General features: G+C 69.1%; 13 protein-coding genes. 12 read left to right on the top strand and 1 reads right to left on the bottom strand.

Annotated features, from left to right (window positions below):
- Positions 1-32 precede the first annotated feature (32 nt).
- Positions 33-1559 carry a glycosyltransferase family 39 protein gene (locus ACTMO_RS0109830; protein WP_019854520.1) on the bottom strand — a complete coding sequence of 509 codons (1527 nt, stop codon included), beginning with the start codon at positions 1557-1559 and terminating at the stop codon, positions 33-35.
- 146 nt (positions 1560-1705) lie between these two features.
- Here ACTMO_RS0109830 and ACTMO_RS0109825 point away from each other — a divergent pair, with 146 nt between their 5' ends.
- The 12 genes from ACTMO_RS0109825 (at position 1706) to ACTMO_RS0109770 (ending at position 17160) form a co-directional block, all read left to right on the top strand.
- Positions 1706-2338: a TetR/AcrR family transcriptional regulator gene (locus tag ACTMO_RS0109825; protein ID WP_051099253.1), complete on the top strand. Its 633-nt coding sequence runs from the start codon at positions 1706-1708 to the stop codon at positions 2336-2338.
- Positions 2339-3077: 739 nt separating this feature from the next.
- Positions 3078-4967: a 2-oxoacid:acceptor oxidoreductase subunit alpha gene (locus tag ACTMO_RS0109820; RefSeq protein ID WP_019854518.1), complete on the top strand. Its 1890-nt coding sequence runs from the start codon at positions 3078-3080 to the stop codon at positions 4965-4967.
- The gene (locus tag ACTMO_RS0109815) at positions 4964-6025 is read left to right on the top strand and encodes a 2-oxoacid:ferredoxin oxidoreductase subunit beta (protein ID WP_019854517.1); all 1062 of its coding nucleotides are present in this window, start codon (positions 4964-4966) and stop codon (positions 6023-6025) included. Before ACTMO_RS0109820 ends, ACTMO_RS0109815 begins: the two co-directional genes overlap by 4 nt.
- A gap of 83 nt (positions 6026-6108) precedes the next feature.
- On the top strand, positions 6109-6882 hold the full coding sequence (locus tag ACTMO_RS0109810) for a polysaccharide deacetylase family protein (RefSeq protein ID WP_019854516.1): 774 nt from the start codon (positions 6109-6111) through the stop codon (positions 6880-6882).
- 72 nt (positions 6883-6954) lie between these two features.
- Complete coding sequence (locus tag ACTMO_RS0109805) at positions 6955-8319, top strand: nucleotide sugar dehydrogenase (protein WP_019854515.1); 1365 nt, start codon at positions 6955-6957, stop codon at positions 8317-8319.
- Positions 8320-8328: 9 nt separating this feature from the next.
- On the top strand, positions 8329-9696 hold the full coding sequence (locus tag ACTMO_RS0109800) for a carboxylate--amine ligase (RefSeq protein ID WP_019854514.1): 1368 nt from the start codon (positions 8329-8331) through the stop codon (positions 9694-9696).
- A complete protein-coding gene (locus ACTMO_RS0109795) occupies positions 9693-10922 on the top strand; it encodes an FAD-dependent oxidoreductase (protein ID WP_019854513.1) in 1230 nt (409 codons plus the stop codon). The genes ACTMO_RS0109800 and ACTMO_RS0109795 overlap by 4 nt, the downstream gene beginning before the upstream one ends.
- Positions 10919-12427 carry a sugar transferase gene (locus ACTMO_RS20865; RefSeq protein ID WP_019854512.1) on the top strand — a complete coding sequence of 503 codons (1509 nt, stop codon included), beginning with the start codon at positions 10919-10921 and terminating at the stop codon, positions 12425-12427. The genes ACTMO_RS0109795 and ACTMO_RS20865 overlap by 4 nt, the downstream gene beginning before the upstream one ends.
- Positions 12336-13493 (top strand): glycosyltransferase, encoded by a 1158-nt coding sequence (locus ACTMO_RS0109785; protein ID WP_051099067.1) that lies wholly within the window; start codon positions 12336-12338, stop codon positions 13491-13493. The genes ACTMO_RS20865 and ACTMO_RS0109785 overlap by 92 nt, the downstream gene beginning before the upstream one ends.
- Positions 13490-14491: an NAD-dependent epimerase/dehydratase family protein gene (locus tag ACTMO_RS0109780; RefSeq protein WP_019854510.1), complete on the top strand. Its 1002-nt coding sequence runs from the start codon at positions 13490-13492 to the stop codon at positions 14489-14491. The genes ACTMO_RS0109785 and ACTMO_RS0109780 overlap by 4 nt, the downstream gene beginning before the upstream one ends.
- 58 nt (positions 14492-14549) lie before the next feature.
- A complete protein-coding gene (locus ACTMO_RS0109775; RefSeq protein WP_157063020.1) occupies positions 14550-15653 on the top strand; it encodes a glycosyl hydrolase family 18 protein in 1104 nt (367 codons plus the stop codon).
- A gap of 52 nt (positions 15654-15705) precedes the next feature.
- Positions 15706-17160 (top strand): glycosyltransferase family 2 protein, encoded by a 1455-nt coding sequence (locus ACTMO_RS0109770; RefSeq protein ID WP_019854508.1) that lies wholly within the window; start codon positions 15706-15708, stop codon positions 17158-17160.
- Positions 17161-17178 lie beyond the last annotated feature (18 nt).

Genomic DNA, 17178 nt, shown 5'->3' with positions numbered 1-17178 from the left:
GGTGGGTGGACGAGCTCCGCGAGGTCGTGTTCTCAGAGGGTTCTGACCCGGGGCCACAGCTCGGACCAGTTCGCCCTCGGCTGCGTGTAGAGCGTCACCGGCACCCCGCGCGCGATGTTGACCACACCGTGTCTGCTGGGCACGGTGGCCAACTGCCGTCGCTGTCCGAAGTGGTGGGTGATCGCGTCCCGCCCGCCCACATAGAGCATGGCCCGCGCCGAGTCCGGAGGTTCGCCGAAGAACCAGTACCCCCGGTGCGGGCTGTAGACCCTGGGCAGCCCCAGTTCCCGTCCGTGCACGTCCAGCGCCGCGGCTATCGGATAGGTCGAACCGACGATCACGGTGTCCTCGCGCAGCGGCTCGGGCAGTTCGGCGTAGGCCTCGGCGGTGGTGTGGGCGAGTTCGTTCCAGCCGGTTTCGTACATACGGCTGTAGTTGACGATCTCCGGATGCGCGGACAGAAAGGACAGGGGATAGATCGGCAACATCGCCAGCGGAAGCAACGCCGAAACCGGATAGGCCACTCCGGCGAGCCAGCCGAAGGCGGTACCCCGCGTTCGGCCGCGTTGTTGCAGACCGACCGCAGCGGCGGCGAACAACAGCCCGAACAGCCCGGCCGGGTAGTTCGGCCTGCCGCTGACCACCAGGAAGAACCCGACAGTGCCCACCACGGTCCATCCCAGGCAGCGGTACTCGGTGAACTCCGGGCGGTGCAGCAGCGTCCAGAGCCCGTAGCAGCACAGCACCGCACCGACGAGCACACCGGAGAACAACAGCGCGTTGGGCAGGAACAGCCACCTGTCGGTCTCGGAAGCCACCACGGTGCCCATGTCCAGGGCGGGCCATCCGTTGCGGTGCTGCCACACCAGCGTCGGCAGCGCGGTCACCAGCACCCCCAGCCCGCCGAACCACAGGGCGGGCCTGGTCAGCAACCGACGGGGACCCGCCACGGCCACTCCCAGCAGGAACATCACGCAGAGTACGACCACCTGGAACTTCGTCTGCACACCCACGGCGACCACGAGCGCGGCCGCCCACAGCAGCCGGTCCCGGTGAAATCCGAGTGAACACAGCCGGATCCAGCGGGTGAGCAGCCACAGCACCACCCCCCATTCCAACGGTGCGAGGGTGGCCGCGGCGAGCCAGTGGCCGCTGAGCAGCAACCAGGGGGACAGCGCGTAGGCTGCGGCGGCCAGGGTCTGCGCGCGGTGATCGCCCCCGAGTTCCCGGGTGAGCAGGGCGGTGACCACGATCCCGGCCATCGTGACCAACGCGGGCAGCACGCGAAGCGCCACCAGGGAGCCGGGGAGGAGTTCGTCGGACCAGCGGGCCAACAGCGGCACCAGCGGTTGCTGGTCCATGTAGCCCCAGTCCAGGTGGTACTTGCCCGCCGCGAGGAAGTACAGCTCGTCGGAGAGATAGCCGTAACGTCCGCTGAGCAGCAGCAACAGTGTCCCCGTGGCGCCTGCGAGAGCCAGCACCGGGACGCGGGCGAACGTGGTCGTCCGGCCGCGCCGCCGCGGGAAGGCCCACTCCTCCGATCTGGTCGTCACGGACATGGACACGGTTCCTCCCTCGGTCGAGTGGCGGATCTGATCGTGCCAGAGTCCGGGTGGGGGAAAGGACCCGTGGTGATCCCGGTGCGGAGGCTCGGCTCGTGTTCGCAAGCCTGCCGGGAGGAGTGTGGTGGCCGACAATGGGACGGATGAACGGGCGTGAACGGGTCGAACCACTTCCGGAGGAACCGAGGAGCGGTTCCGGGCGCAGAGCACAGCTGCTGTCCATCGCCGCCCGGTTGTTCGCCGAACAGGGTTTCACGGCCACGACGGTCCGGGAGATAGCCGAGCAGGCGGGCATCCTCTCCGGCAGCCTCTACCATCACTTCGCCTCCAAGGAGGAGATGGTCGACGAGATCCTGCGTTCCTATCTCGGTGCCCAGTTGGCCGCGTTCCGGCGGGTGACCGAGGAGGGGGGTGACCCGCGCCAGGAACTGACCGGACTGATCCGGGTCTCCTTCGCCGCGTTGCCCAGGCACCGCCGGGCCATGGCGATCCTGCATCACGAGGGGGACTACCTGGCGGGCTTCGCCACGTTCGAGTACCTGGGCAGGGCCAACAGGGAGTTCGAGCGCATCTGGGTGCGGGTGCTGCGTGACGGCCAGCGTCGTGGGGTCTTCCGTCCGGAGCTCAACCCCGGGTTGGCGCATCGCCTCATCAGGGACTCGGTCTCCTCCGCCGTGCGGTGGTACAACCCCACCGGGCGGATGAGCGCGCGGGCCATCGCCGAGCACTACACCCGGATCTTCTGCGACGGAGTGGTGCTCTCCGAACGGGAGTGACTCCGAAGAGCACCCCGTTTTTCCCGCATGCTGGGAAGCGCGGGGTTCCTGCGGGTGTGATTCCGCCTCTCCGGGGGCGTGGGGAAGGGACCCAGGAAGATATGGCCGATGTCACATCCGGGGTTTTTCCGACACGGGAGAATTTCCTTTCCACCGTTCGGGAGAGGATTCTCCGCGGCGCGTGTCGTTCCTCGTGTTTTCGGGGAAACCAGGAGGAACGAGTCCGGTCGGTTCTTCCGGCAAAGGAGGGGTGTGGCCGCGGGGGCGTCTCTGCTCACGGGGGGTTCGTTTCGGAGGCGCCGGGGGAGGGAGGTGAGGTGGAGATCCTCCGGCGCAGGCGCCTGTCGGGCGAGGACTGCCGCCGGGGCGTGCCGGACGGTTCCTCCCGGGGAACGTGCCACGGGCGGTGCGGAACCGTGTGGGGCGGAATCCGTTCACGTAAAAGGGCAACCTGTGACTAATCCTTTTTTCGTGTCGATTCCTCGATGCTGTCGTCGCCGTGGTGTGGTGTTGTTCTTCGCTTTCCGTGTTCCGTCGTGGGAGAAGAGTGGAAGTGTGGTTTCCCCGAATCACGACGGAGGGGAGGAATGCGTCGACCACCCGAATCGGCGTACCGTGAGTATGTCGCGTGCGGTTGCGGCTTGATCGCCGGACGCGGTCCACGGTACGAACAGCGGCAGCGGACGAGCGGGCCACGTCAGGGGCGCGCCGTCCCGCACGGTGAAGGGGAACTGGTCAAGTGGTGGCGACGAACGGACATCGACCCGAGGAACGGACGGAGACGCGCCGTAAGGCCAATCGCGTCGTGATCCGGTTCGCCGGGGATTCCGGTGACGGTATGCAGTTGACCGGTGACCGTTTCACCTCGGAGGCCGCGGCGTTCGGCAACGACCTGGCGACGCTGCCGAACTACCCCGCCGAGATCCGGGCCCCCGCGGGAACGTTGCCCGGCGTGTCCAGCTTCCAGCTGCACTTCGCCGACTACGACATCCTCACTCCCGGCGACCGTCCCGACGTGCTGGTGGCGATGAACCCGGCGGCGTTGAAGGCCAACCTCGGCGACCTCTCCGACGGGGCCACGGTGGTGGTCAACACCGACGAGTTCACCAAGCGCAACCTGAAGAAGGTGGGCTACGAGACCTCGCCACTGGAATCCGGGGAGCTGGAGCGCTTCACGGTGCACCCGGTGGCGATGAGTGAGCTGACCAAGGGCGCGGTGGCCGAGACGGGGCTGACCCGCAAGGAGGCCGAGCGCTGCAAGAACATGTTCGCGCTCGGGCTGCTGTCGTGGATGTACTCCCGACCCACCGAGGACACCGAGCGGTTCCTGCGGGAGAAGTTCGCGAGCAAGCCCCAGGTGGCCGAGGCCAACGTGCTGGCCTTCCGGGCCGGGTGGAACTACGGGGAGACCACCGAGTCGTTCGCGGTCTCCTACGAGGTGGCCCCGGCCAGTCTGCCCCGGGGGACCTACCGCCAGGTCACGGGTAACCAGGCGCTGGCCTACGGCCTGGTGAGTGCGGGTTGGCGCAGCGAACTCCCGGTGTTCCTGGGCAGCTACCCGATCACCCCGGCCTCGGACGTGCTGCACGAGATGGCCAGGCACAAGAACTTCGGGGTGACCACCTTCCAGGCCGAGGACGAGATCGCGGGAGTGGGAGCGGCCCTGGGGGCCTCCTTCGGTGGTTCCCTGGGAGTGACCACGACCTCCGGCCCGGGGCTGGCGCTGAAGTCGGAGACGATCGGGCTGGCCGTGGCGCTGGAGCTTCCGCTGCTGGTGTGCGACATCCAACGCGGTGGCCCGTCCACCGGACTTCCGACCAAGACCGAACAGGCCGACCTGTTGCAGGCCCTGTACGGCCGTAACGGCGAGTCCCCGGTGGCGGTGGTGGCACCACGTTCTCCGGCCGACTGCTTCGACATCGCGTTGGAGGCGGCGCGGATCGCGCTGACCTATCGCACCCCGGTGCTGCTGCTGTCCGACGGAGCGACCGCCAACGGCTCCGAACCGTGGTTGATCCCGGACGTGGAGCAGCTTCCCGACCTGCGGGTCACGTTCGCCACCGAGCCGAACGCCTCCGACGGTTCGGGGGAGTTCTGGCCATACGTGCGGGATCCGGAGACACTGGCCCGGCAGTGGGCGATCCCCGGCACTCCCGGTCTGGAGCACCGGGTCGGCGGGCTGGAGAAGGTCGACGGCAAGGGCAGCATCTCCTACGACCCGGACAACCACGACGCCATGGTGCGGCTGCGCCAGCGCAAGATCGACGGCGTCGAGGTGCCCGACGTGGAGGTGGACGACCCGAGCGGGCGGGCGCGTGTGCTGGTGCTGGGTTGGGGGTCCTCGTACGGGCCCATCGGTGCGGCCTGTCGCAGGGTGCGCCAGCGGGGCATGGAGATCGCCCAGGCACACCTGAGGTATCTGAACCCGATGCCGTCCAACCTGGGCGAGGTACTGCGCGGTTACGACCGGGTGATCGTGCCGGAAATGAACACCGGACAGCTGGCCATGCTGCTGCGGTCGCGTTACCTGGTGGACGCCCGGTCCTACACGAAGGTGGCCGGGCTGCCGTTCCAGGCCGAGGAGTTGGAGAAGGTGCTGTCCGACGTGGTGCAGGGGAGCGAGCTGTGACGACGGATCTAGGGTTTCCCGCGGTGGACGGTCTGGCCGGTGTTCCGGCGGGCGGGCAGGAACTGTCGACCAAGGACTTCACCAGCGACCAGGAGGTTCGCTGGTGCCCCGGCTGCGGGGACTACGCGGTGTTGGCCGCGGTGCGCGGTTTCCTGCCCGAACTGGGCATTCCCCGCGAGAACACGGTGTTCGTCTCCGGAATCGGTTGCTCGGCCAGGTTCCCCTACTACATGAACACCTACGGGATGCACTCCATCCACGGCCGCGCCCCCACCATCGCCACCGGGCTGGCCACCACGCGTCCGGACCTCAACGTGTGGGTGGTCACCGGGGACGGCGACGGGCTGTCCATCGGCGGTAACCACCTCATCCACGCGTTGCGCCGCAACGTCAACATCACCGTGCTGTTGTTCAACAACCGCATCTACGGGTTGACCAAGGGGCAGTACTCGCCGACCTCCGACCAGGGCATGGTCACCAAGTCCACCCCGGTCGGTTCGCTGGACACCCCGTTCAACCCGGTCTCGCTCGCCCTCGGAGCCGAGGCCAGTTTCGTGGCCCGCACCCTGGACTCCGACCGTGCGCACCTGACCGAGACCCTGCGGGCCGCCGCGGCGCACCGGGGTTCCTCGCTGGTCGAGATCTACCAAAACTGCCCGATCTTCAACGACGGGGCCTTCGACGTCCTCAAGGACGCGGAGGAGAAGCAACGCAGGCTCATCCAGGTGAACCACGGCCAGCCCGTCACCTTCGGCCCGGAGGACGAGCGCTACGGTGTCGTCCGCGACGACAACGGTGAGCTCCGGGTCGCGAAGCTGGCCGAGGTCGACGAGAGCGAGGTCGTGGTCCACGACGCCCACCGCGAGGACACCAGTCACGCCTTCGCGCTCTCCCGGCTCGGGGGGCAGCACCTCGACCCCACGGTCACCGGAATATTCCGGGCCGTCTCCCGGCCGACCTACGACGACCAGGTACGGGCCCAGTTGACCGAGGCGGCGGAGCAGAAACCGGCCGACCTGCAGAAACTGCTCACCGGCAACAACACCTGGACAATCTGAGGTAGCGGAACTACCGACGGTGTCGGATCCGTCGCGAGCGTGTCCGCTCTACGCTCCCCGGGCAGACGTCCCGGGGGGTGAGCATGACCGATCCGGAAACCGTCGAGGAACAGCACATCAGCCGGTCCCTGCCTCCGGTGCTGATGTACCACTCGGTGGCCGAGTACGACAGCGATCCCTACAACGTGACCGTGCGCCCCGCACGTTTCGCACGTCAGCTGTGCTGGCTCCGGCTCCGGGGGTGGACCGGGGTCGGAGTCGGGCATCTGCTGCGGGCCCATCGCGCGGGTGACGCGCGCGGCCTGGTCGGTCTGACCTTCGACGACGGTTACGTCGACTTCGAAACCACCGTGGTCGAGCTGTTGCGCAGACACGGTTTCACCGCCACCGTGTTCGTACTGCCCGGACGGCTCGGTGGGTACAACGGGTGGGACGGGGACGGGCCGACCAAGCCGCTGATGACGGCGGAGCAGGTCCGGTGTGTGGCGGCCCGGGGCATGGAGGTGGGCTCGCACGGGTTGCTGCACCGGCGGCTGTCCACCCTGCCCCACCACGAGGCGGTCGAGGAGATCCACCGCAGCCGTGCCGAGCTCGAGGAACTGGTGCAGGACGAAGTGAGCGGTTTCTGCTACCCCTACGGTGACCTCGACACGGTGACCGAGCAGGAGGTGCGGGCCGCCGGTTACTCCTACGCCTGCGCGGTCCGCCCTCCACACCGGGGAGGGCTGTTCACCCTGCCCCGGATCTACGTGGGCGACCGTGACAACGGGCCCCGGCTGGAGATGAAGCGGTGGCGGGCCGCGCTGCGGGAGTCCGGGTCCTTCCGAGTGGGTAGACATTCTCCCCACGGTGTATGAGGCGTTCCCACCGACAAGGGTGTCACCGTCGAGCCGGATGTCCGGGAACACCGTCTGCTCCGGGGAGGGATCGTGGAGGGTTTTCCGCTGTCGTTGGCGGTCAACGGTCGGGAGTACGAGTTCGCCGACAGGTTGGTGAGCTATTCCGCCGTGGAGTCCGGTCCCTCGTCCTCCGCGGTGACACCGGAGTCGGTGGCGGTGGTCGGACTCGGCTACGTGGGGCTGCCGACCGCCGTGGAGTTCCACACGCAACACGTGCGGGTGATCGGTGTCGACGTCAGTCCCGATCGTCTGGAGAACATCCGGCGGGGAGAGGTCGACCTGGCCGAGTCCGACCGACGGCGGCTGCGCGCGGGCCTGGAGAGCGGCGGCATCCGGGTGAGCTCGGACAGTTCGCTCATCGGCTCGGTCGAGGCCGTGGTCATCTGCGTTCCCACACCGGTCGGAGCGGACAACACGCCGGACCTGGGGGCCCTGCGCGAGGCGTGCCTGGGGGTCGTCGAGCACATGCGTGCCGGGCAGACCGTCATCCTCACCTCGACGAGCTATGTGGGAACCACCCGGGAGCTGTTGGCCGAACCGCTGCGACGGCGTGGTTTCACGCCCGGCGACGACGTGTACGTGGCCTTCAGCGCCGAACGCATCGACCCGGGCAACCCGGACCACCGGCAGCAGGACACCCCTCGGGTGCTGGGCGGGATCACCGAGAGCTGCGCCAAGCGGGCAGCGAGCGTGATCAGCTGTGTCACCCGCTCCGTGTTCCTGGTGAGCTCGCCGGAGGCGGCGGAGCTGACCAAGCTGTACGAGAACGTGTTCCGGGCCGTCACGCTGGCGGTGGCCAACGAGTTCGCCGAGGTCTGTCGTGGGTTGGAGCTGGACCCCATCGAGGTGACCCTGGCCGCGGGGACCAAGCCCTACGGATTCCTCGGCGGGTTCCCCGGCCCGGGGGTGGGTGGGCACTGCATCCCCTGCGATCCGTACTACCTGCTGTGGCAGCTGCGTGAGCGGCGGGCACAGGCGCCGCTGTTGGAGCAGGTGATGCGGGCGATCCGGCAGCGACCACACCAGGTGGTGCGGCGTGCCACGGAGCTGCTGCGGGAGCACGGTGTGGCGACGCCGAACCCGCGGGTGCTGGTGATCGGGGTCAGCTACAAGGCCGGGGTGGGGGATCTGCGGGAGTCTCCCGCCCTGCCGATCCTGGGCGGGCTGCGGGCCTCGGGAGCCGAGGTCGCCTACCACGACCCCCTGGTTCCCCGGGTCGAGCTGGAGGACGGCACCGAGCTGGTCGACACCGAGTGTCCGGAGGGACAGCGGTGGGACCTGGTGGTGGTGCACACGCTGCACCCCGGAGTCGACTACGACTGGGTAATCGATTACCCGCTGGTGTTGGACGCCACCTACCTGTTCGACCGGGTCCCACACCGTCGGTTGTTGTGAGGAGGGGACGTGTTCGCCCGTGAGGAAGACAACCCGACCACGCCCGTCGGTATGGACACGAGCTCTCCGGCCCTGGTGTTCAAACTGGACGACAATCCGCTCCACCACGGTGGTCTGGGGGTGATCCGGAGTCTGGGGCGCCTCGGGGTGCCCGTCTACGCGGTGTGCGAGAGCCGGTTCGTTCCCGCCGCCGGTTCGCGTTACCTGCGTGGCTACTGGCGCTGGCGGGCCACCACGGCCTCCACGGAGGAGGTACTCGACGGTCTGGGTCGGATCGCGCGCCACCTCGGACGCCCCACCGTGGTCATCCCCACCGACGACGCCGGAGCCATCCTGCTGGCCGAGCACTCCGAGCGGGTCCCTCCGGAGCTGCTGTTCCCCGGTTCGCCCGGCGGCCTGCCCCGCAGGATGGCGGGCAAGGACTCGTTGTCCGAGTTGTGCGCGCAGCACGGGATCCCGACCCCCGTGACGGAGACGGTGGCCACCTGGTCGGCGGCCCGCTCCTTCGCTGCCGAGGTCGGTTGGCCCCTGGTGGTCAAGCTGACCATGCCGTGGCGGGCCCGCGGACGTCCCCGTCCTCCCAGCACGAGCGTGGTGAGCGACCTCGACCGCCTGCGGGAGCTGTTCGAACGAGCCGGGCAGCCGCTCCTGTTGCAGGAGTTCCTCCCCGACAGTGGGCACGAGCGTTCCGCGCGGGACTGGTTCTTCCACGGTTATCGGGGTGTCCACACCGACGAGGTCGTGGGCTGCACCGGTGTGAAGGAGCGCTCGTACCCTTCCGGAGCCGGACTGACGAGCTGCGGACGGTGGGCGAGCAACCCGGAGCTCGCACGTTCGGCCGTGGCGTTGCTCCGCGACACGGGCTACCGCGGTCCGGTGGACATGGACTGGCGCCGGGACCCGCGTGACGGGCGTTACAAGCTGTTGGACTGCAATCCCCGGCTGGGAGCCCAGTTCAGGTTGTTCAGTGACGAGTCCGGCCTGGACCTGGCCACCGTCACCTATCTGGACCTGACCGGCCAGCCCCTCCCGAGGCTGGAGGGAACCGACCGGCGCTTCGTCGTGGAGAACTACGACCCGCTGGTCGTGCTCGCCGACCGCGGTGTCGACGGCCCCCCGCTCCGTGAACGGCTCTCCCCACTGTGGCGGGCCGAGGAGAGGGCCTGGTTCGCGCGCGACGACCTCGTGCCGTTCGGGTTGATGTGCCTGCGTATGGGATGGCGCGCGTTGACCCGGCGTGTTCCGTTCCCGAGTCGGCAGCCCCGGGGACGTCCACCGCGATTCCGTCGGGCACGGGCGGTGACACCCGGGGGACCGGTGGCCTCGGGGCAACGGGTCGGACAGGAAGAACACCGAGTCGAGGGGGTCCGAGGATGAACGAGACAGTGGACGTCGCCGTCGTCGGCGCCGGACCGTACGGTCTGTCGCTGGCCGCGCACCTGCGTGCCGCCGGCGTCAGCCATCGCCAGTTCGGGGTGCCGCTGAACCTGTGGCGCACCGCCATGCCGCGGGGCATGTACCTGAAGTCCCAGGGTTTCGCCTGCAGCCTCTCGGATCCCCACGCCAGTCACACGCTGGAGACCTTCTGCCGGGAGACCGGTCGGGTCTACGCCCACATCGGTGTTCCGGTCTCGTTGGACACCTTCCTGGAGTACGGCACGTGGTTCGAGCGCAACCACGCCCCCGACGTGGAGCAGGTGCTCGTCGACCGGCTCCGTCGGACCGGGGACCGCTACGAACTCGAACTGACGGACGGTCGTACGGCGAGCGCGCGGAACGTGGTGGTCGCCACCGGGGTGGAGCACTTCGTGCGGATGCCGGACGTGCTGGCCGAACTGCCCGCCCACCTGTCCTCGCACGCCAGTGCCCACGTGGATCTGGGGGTGTTCCGGGACCGCGAGGTGGCGGTCCTGGGAGCGGGGCAGTCCGCGTTGGAGACCGCGGCCCTGCTGCGCGAGTCGGGGGCCTCGGTGCGGATCGTCGCCCGGCGCGGGCGGATCGCGTGGAACGGACTCCCCCCGGCCGAGGAGCGGAGCCTGCGCAGCAGACTCCGCGAACCCGAGGCCGGCCTGGGAACCGGATGGGCCACCTGGTTCTACTCCGAACACCCCGAGCTGTTCCGGTTCCTGCCGCCCGCCACCAGGGTGAGACTGGCCCGTACCGCCCTCGGCCCCGCCGGTGCGTGGTGGCTGCGGGACAGGGTGGACGGAAAGATCCCCATGCTGCTCCAGCGCGAAGTGGAATGGGCGGATCCGGCGGGGGACCGGGTGCGGCTCGGACTGCGTCGGGGCAGCGAGACCAGCACGCTGTCGGTGGACCACGTGATCAGCGCGACGGGGTACCGTCCCGACCTCGGACGGTTGTCCTTCCTCAGCCCCGAGCTCCGCGCCGGGGTGAGCACGCTGGACCGCACCCCCCGCGTGGGGTCCGACTACCAGTCCTCCGTACCCGGACTGTTCTTCGTCGGTCCCGCCGTCGCCCCGAGCTTCGGCCCCGTGATGCGGTTCGTCTACGGGGCGCACCACGCCTCCCGGGCGGTGACGGCGCGGATATCACCGGCCCGGGAACGCAGGGTCTTCGCCGTTCCGGGGACCCGCGGATGACCCGCCAGCTGCCCCGTCGGGACGTGGGGGGCGACGACACCGCCCGGCCCGGGACGGAGACCACATGGTCGCATCGGCCCGAGGTCCCGCTGCCGGGCCGGTGGGTGCGCCTGCTTCCCCGGAGACTGCTGCTGGGCACGGACGTTCTGGCGTTGTGTGCGGTGCTGCCGTGGCTGGGAGTGGGGCCGGTGGTGGCGCTGGTCCACTCCTGTGGGGTGCTGGTGGTGCTCTCGGCTCGGGGAGCGCACCGGCTGCGTCTGTGCGCACGGGCCTCGGACGAGTTCGGACACGTGGTGCTCGCCAGCGCCCTGTCGTTGGTTCCGTTGGCGCCCGGCCTCGGGCCGGTGCGCACGGCCGTGCTCGGCGGGGGGGTGACGGGTGCGCTGTGCGGTGCGCGGCTGCTGGTGAGCGGGGTGTTGAGCACTCTGCGTGTTCGCGGCAGGCTCGTCGAGACGGTCCTGGTGGTCGGTGGTTCCGACGCGGCGGGGGAGATCCTGCGGGATCTCGGGCGGCACCCCGAGTTCGGACTGCGTCCGGTCGGGGTGCGTCACCGCGGCGGTGTCCCCGAGGACGGACCGGTGGTCGCGGAACCGGCAGAGCTGGAGGAACTCGTCCGACGGTACGCAGCGACCAGGGTGATTCTCTGCCCGGAGAGCTCGGAAGCGGACGAGCTCGTCGACGCGGTACGACGCTGCCGCTGCCCTTCGGTGGACTTCTGCGTGCTGCCGAGACTTCCGGACCTCGGCCTCGCCGTGCCGAAGGCGGCGCTGGACGAGGTGTGGGGAATCCCGTTGCTTCCGTTGCGCACGGGGGGCCGGACGGTGGCGGCACGCTCGACCAAGCGGGTGTGCGATCTCGCCCTCGCGGTTCCCCTGCTGGTCGCGGTGACACCGTTGTTGGCGGTACTCGCCGCGCTGGTGCGGTGCGGCGGTGGACGCAGCCCTCTGTTCCGCCAGGAGAGAGTCGGCAGGGACGGGGGACTGGTGCTGGTGACGAAGCTGCGCACGGTGCTGGCGGTGGACGAGCACACCGGCTGGAGGCCGTTGCCGGAGCAGTGCGGGCGCCTGGGCACGTGGTTGCGCCGTACCCACCTCGACGAGCTCCCCCAGCTGTGGGATGTGGTGCGCGGTCGTCTGTCGCTGGTGGGCCCGCGACCGGAACGGCCGTACTACGCGGTGCGCTTCTCCGCCGAGATCCCCCACTACGCCGACCGGCACCGCGTCGCGGGGGGAGTCACCGGTTGGGCACAGGTGAACGGTTTGCACGGCGACACCTCGATCGCCGAACGGGCCCGTTTCGACAACCACTACATCGAGTACTGGACGCCGTGGACGGACCTGGTGGTGCTCGTGCGCACGGCGGGGGTGCTGGCGGGATTCGGGCAGGGACACAACGAACACGAGGAGGCCGGGAGTGCGAGTACTACACGTGATCACGGGCTTGGGTGTCGGTGGTGCCGAACTGCAGTTGTACGAACTGGTGCGGCGCAGCAGACACGACTGTGAGGTGGCCGCGCTGTACAACGCGGGCGAGGTGGCCGGGATGATCTCCGAGGCCGGTGTCCCGGTACACGACCTGGGAATGCGCAGCAACACGGAGCCGAGCGCGCTGTACAGACTGCGTTCGCTGATGCGCTCCGGAGGGTTCGACGCGGTGCACACCCACCTCTATCGCTCCTGCGTCTACGGCCGGCCGGCCGCGCGCCTGGCGGGGGTGCCGGTGGTCGTCGCCACCGAACACTCCATCGGACAGACCCATCTCGAACGCAGACGTATGACCACCGGGGTGCGGCTGCTCTACCTGGCCAGTGAGCGGTTCGGCGACACCACGGTCGCCGTCTCGGACACCGTGGCCGAACGACTGCGGCGCTGGGGTGTGCCCGGACGCAGGATACGGGTGGTTCCCAACGGGGTCGACTTCGACCGGGTGACCTTCGACCCGGTAGCCCGCCGCCGTACCCGCACCGAGCTCGGTCTGTCCGAGCGGGAACGAGTCATCGGGGTGCTGGGCAGACTCGACCCGAACAAACGTTTCGACCTGCTCATCGAGGCGGCCGCTCCCCTGCTCGACGAGCACACGCGGGTGGTGCTGGTCGGCGACGGTCCCGACCGGCAGCGGCTGGAACGGATCGCGCACGAACACGGGGTCTCCGACCGGGTGCTGTTCGCGGGGCAGCGCAGTGACGTCGCCGCGGTGCTGTCGTCCTTCGACCTCTTCGTCGCCTGCTCGAAGCAGGAAACCTTCGGGCTCTCGGTGCTGGAGGCGTTGGCCAACGGGCTCGTCGTGCTCTACACCACCTGTCCGGCCCTGGAGGGAGTGGACACCGACCGGGCCGTCGAGGTGGAGGGGACTCCGGAACGGCTCCGTGCAGCCCTGCGGGGCGAGCTGGAGGCACAACGTCCCCGTGCTCAGGTGGAGCAGCTGCGCACGCTCTACGGCATGGAGGCGGTGACCGAGCGTCTCGACTCGTTGTACGAGCACCTGTTGGCCCGCGGGGGAGGCAGCTCCTCCCAACGGGGGAGGACGCGAGACCTCACGACCGGTCCGACCACCACGGGGGTGCACCGATGAGGGCACTGGTCACCGGAGCCGCTGGTTTCCTCGGCTCCCACTTGGTCGAGCACCTGCTGGAGAACGGGCACACCGTGGTCGCCCTGGACGACGGGAGCACGGGGGACTGGCGGAACCTGGACTCCGCTCCAACCCGGCGGTTGCACCGGGTGCCCGGAAGCGTGCTCGACGCGCGCACCGTGGACGAGGCGGCCGCGGGCTGCGACGTGATCTTCCACCTGGCCGCCGCCGTGGGGGCCTTCGTCATCCGGGACCGCACGTTGGACAGTCTGCTCACCAACATCCACGGAACCCAGCACGTCATGGAGGCGGCCTCGCGGCACCGCGCACGGGTGCTGCTGGCCTCCACCAGCGAGATCTACGGCAAGAACGACAAGGTGGGACTGACCGAGCAGGACGACCGGATCGTGGGTTCCCCCCTGAAGTCCCGTTGGTCCTACTCGGAGGCGAAAGCGGTCGACGAGAGTCTGGTGCGGGCCTGGGACGAGGAACGGGGCGTGTGGTCCGTCACGGTGCGCCTGTTCAACACCGTGGGACCCCGGCAGAGCGGCCGCTACGGGATGGTCCTTCCGCGTTTCGTGTCCAAGGCGCTGCGCGGAATGCCGCTGACGGTCTTCGGAACGGGGGAGCAGATCCGGTGTTTCTGCCACGTCGCCGACGTCGTTCCCGCACTGCTCGATCTGGTCCGTACCGAACGCGCCCGTGGCCACGCGGTGAACCTGGGCAGCGCGGAACAGGTGTCCATCGTCGGGCTGGCACACCGCGTGATCGCCCTGACGGGGTCCCGCAGTGGGATCGAGTACCACTCCTACGAGGAGGTCTACGGCAGCGGCTACGAGGACATGCGACGTCGGGTTCCGGACTGCACGCTCGCGCGGGAGCTGGTCGGTTTCCACCCGGCGCACGACATCGACTCGATCATCCGTTCCGTGATCGACGAACACACCCGCACCGCCGACCGGACCACAGTGGCTTCCTCGCTGTCCGGTCGCGAGTGACCCGTGATTGGTGGCGGTGATGCGTGCCGGTTCCGGATCGTCGGGGTTTCGCCGCCGGATGCGTCTCGGCGGCTGGCGGACCGGTCTGCTCACGTGTGTGCCCGCACTGGGGTTGGTGTTGTTGATGCTGGTGTGGTCGGTCGAGTCCGGCCCCCGGTCCGGCCCCTCCTCCCGATCCGGGACCGACGTGGTGGCGGCGCTTCCCTTCTGGAACCTCGAACGGGGAAGAAGCGCTGTGCTGCGGCACAGCCGCGTGTTCAGTGAGGTGTCACCGTGGATATACGGTCTGGACTCCCGGGGTGGGGTCGTCAGCCAGGTGCCTGCCGAACGCGCCGCGGCGGCGAACTCCCTCGTGAACCGGATGCGGGACACGCGGCTGCGGATCACTCCCACCGTGGCGAACATGACCGACGGGCGCTGGTCCTACGAGGCCGTGGCGCCGGTACTGCACGATCCCCGGCGCAGGAGGGAGCACGTCCGCGAGGTCGTCGACCTGGTGCTGCGCAACGACTACGCCGGGGTGGACATCGACTACGAGGAACTCCGGGCCTCCGACCGCGCGGCCTTCAGCGCACTGGTCCGTCAGCTCGCCGCGGCCCTGCACGCCCACGACAGGTCGTTGTCCGTGGCGGTGTTCGCGAAGGCCTCCCGGAACGGCTACGACGAGCGCAACGTGGCCCAGGACTACGCCGCGATAGGTCGGTTCGCCGACCAGGTGCGTCTCATGGGCTACGACCGGCACTGGTCCACCTCCGCCCCCGGTCCGGTGGCGCCGGTGGACTGGGTCCGCGAGGTGGTGGCCTACGCCCGGGACACCATTCCCGCACACAAGATCGTGCTGGGTGTGCCGCTCTACGGATACGACTGGTCCGGGGGACGCGGTGAGCCCGTGACCTGGGCGGAGGCCATGCGGCTGGTGCGGGAGCACGACGTCGGGGTGCGGTTCGACGAACAGAGCGCGACACCCTGGTTCCGCTACACCGACGCCGAGGGAAACGGTCACGAGGTCTGGTTCGAGAACGCGACCAGTTCCCGGGCGAAGTTCGAGGTGGCGGACCGGGCCGGCATCGGTGGTGTCTACCTGTGGATGTACGGAGCCGCGGATCCGGGTACCTGGACGCGGTTGCGTCACGTGTTCTCCCGGGGAGAGGAGGGGCGATGATCTCCCGAACCCGCGCCCCGTCCCGTGTCCCGAGCGAACGGCGGAGGTGACCGTGGTGATTCCGTGGTGGCTGTTGGCGGTCCTGGTTTTCGGGGCCAACTTCGTGCTCTGGGGCGGAGTGGGGCTGCTGCGTGCCACGAGCGCCCTCCTCGGCTGGTTGCGCACCCGTGTGCTGGCGCGTTCGTGGTTGCTGCGCGCGCTGTCCGACCTCGGGAGGCTGTGTTCGCCACCGCGGGCAGTCTCGGAAACGGTTCCTCGTCGGGCGGGGCGGATCGGAGTCGAACGAGTGGCCGTGCTCATGGCCGCGCACAACGAGGAACTGGTGATACGCCGCAGCCTGGAGTCGGTGCTGGCGCTGGTTCCCGCCGAGAACGTCCACGTCGTCTCCGACGGCTCCACCGACCGCACGGTCGAGATCGCCGAGAGCACGGGGGTGAACGTGATCAGCACCCGGGCCAACGTGGGGAAGGCCGGGGCGTTGCGGGAGGCGGTGGAGCGCTTCGAGCTGGTCGAGCGCTACGCGTTCGTGCTGCTGCTCGACGCCGACACCAGACTCGACGACAACTACTTCCGGGCGGCACTGCCCCTGTTCGAGAACCCGGAGGTGGCGGCGGTGGCCGGTTTCGTCCGCAGCGACTGGGACCGGTCCGGCATGTCGTTGTTGGGACGGTTGCTCGTGTGCCACCGGCAGCGGATCTACGCGCTGAGCCAGTACCTGCTCAAGTTCGGCCAGACCTGGCTGCGCTGCAACGCCACCCACATCGTTCCCGGATTCGCCAGCATGTACCGCACGGCGGTGCTGCCCTTCATCGACATGAACCCGCCCGGGCTGGTGATCGAGGACTTCAACATGACCTTCGAGGTCTACCAGAAGGGTCTTGGCAAGGTGGGCTTCACCCCGCGGGCGGTGGCCTACACCCAGGATCCCGACAACCTGCGGGACTACGTGCGACAGACCAAACGCTGGGCACTGGGACTGTGGCAGACGGTGCGACGGCACCGCCCGCGGCGAAACCTGTTCAGCTGCATGGTGTTCCTGCTGATCACGGAGCTGCTGACCAGCAGCCTGATGATGGTGCTGCTTCCGGCGGTCCTGCTGTTGCTGCTCGTACCGGTGCTGTTTCCGGAGTTCGCCGCCGACTCCGCCCTCGGACCCCTCCACGAGGCGGTGGCCGAACACGTCTCACTGGTCACTCTGCTGTTTGGGGTGGTGCTCGTCGACCTCCTGCTGAGCCTGCTGGCGGCACTGCTGTTGCGCCGTTCCCGCTTCCTCGTGTTCGGGGCCTTCTTCCTCGGGCTGCGTGTCCTGGACTGTGCGTTGTCGCTGTACACTCTGCCGCTGGCCTGGTTGACGAGGTCGACGGGTCGGTGGAGCAGCCCGGGCCGGAGAGTGCCCCCGGGCGGTGCGACGCTCTCGAGGCCCACCGTGGCCCACACCCTGCGTGGAGAGATCCTTCCCGGAACCGGCGGCGCCTCGAACGAGCGTGCCTCCACCGGAGGGCCCTGAGGGGACTTTTCCCCGGAC

Origin of the sequence: Actinopolyspora mortivallis DSM 44261, assembly GCF_000384035.1 — a bacterium.
Classification (GTDB): Bacteria; Actinomycetota; Actinomycetes; order Mycobacteriales; family Pseudonocardiaceae; genus Actinopolyspora; species Actinopolyspora mortivallis.
The sequence above is the reverse complement of the archived record's forward strand: the minus strand, read 5'-3'. Positions and strand labels throughout refer to the sequence as shown.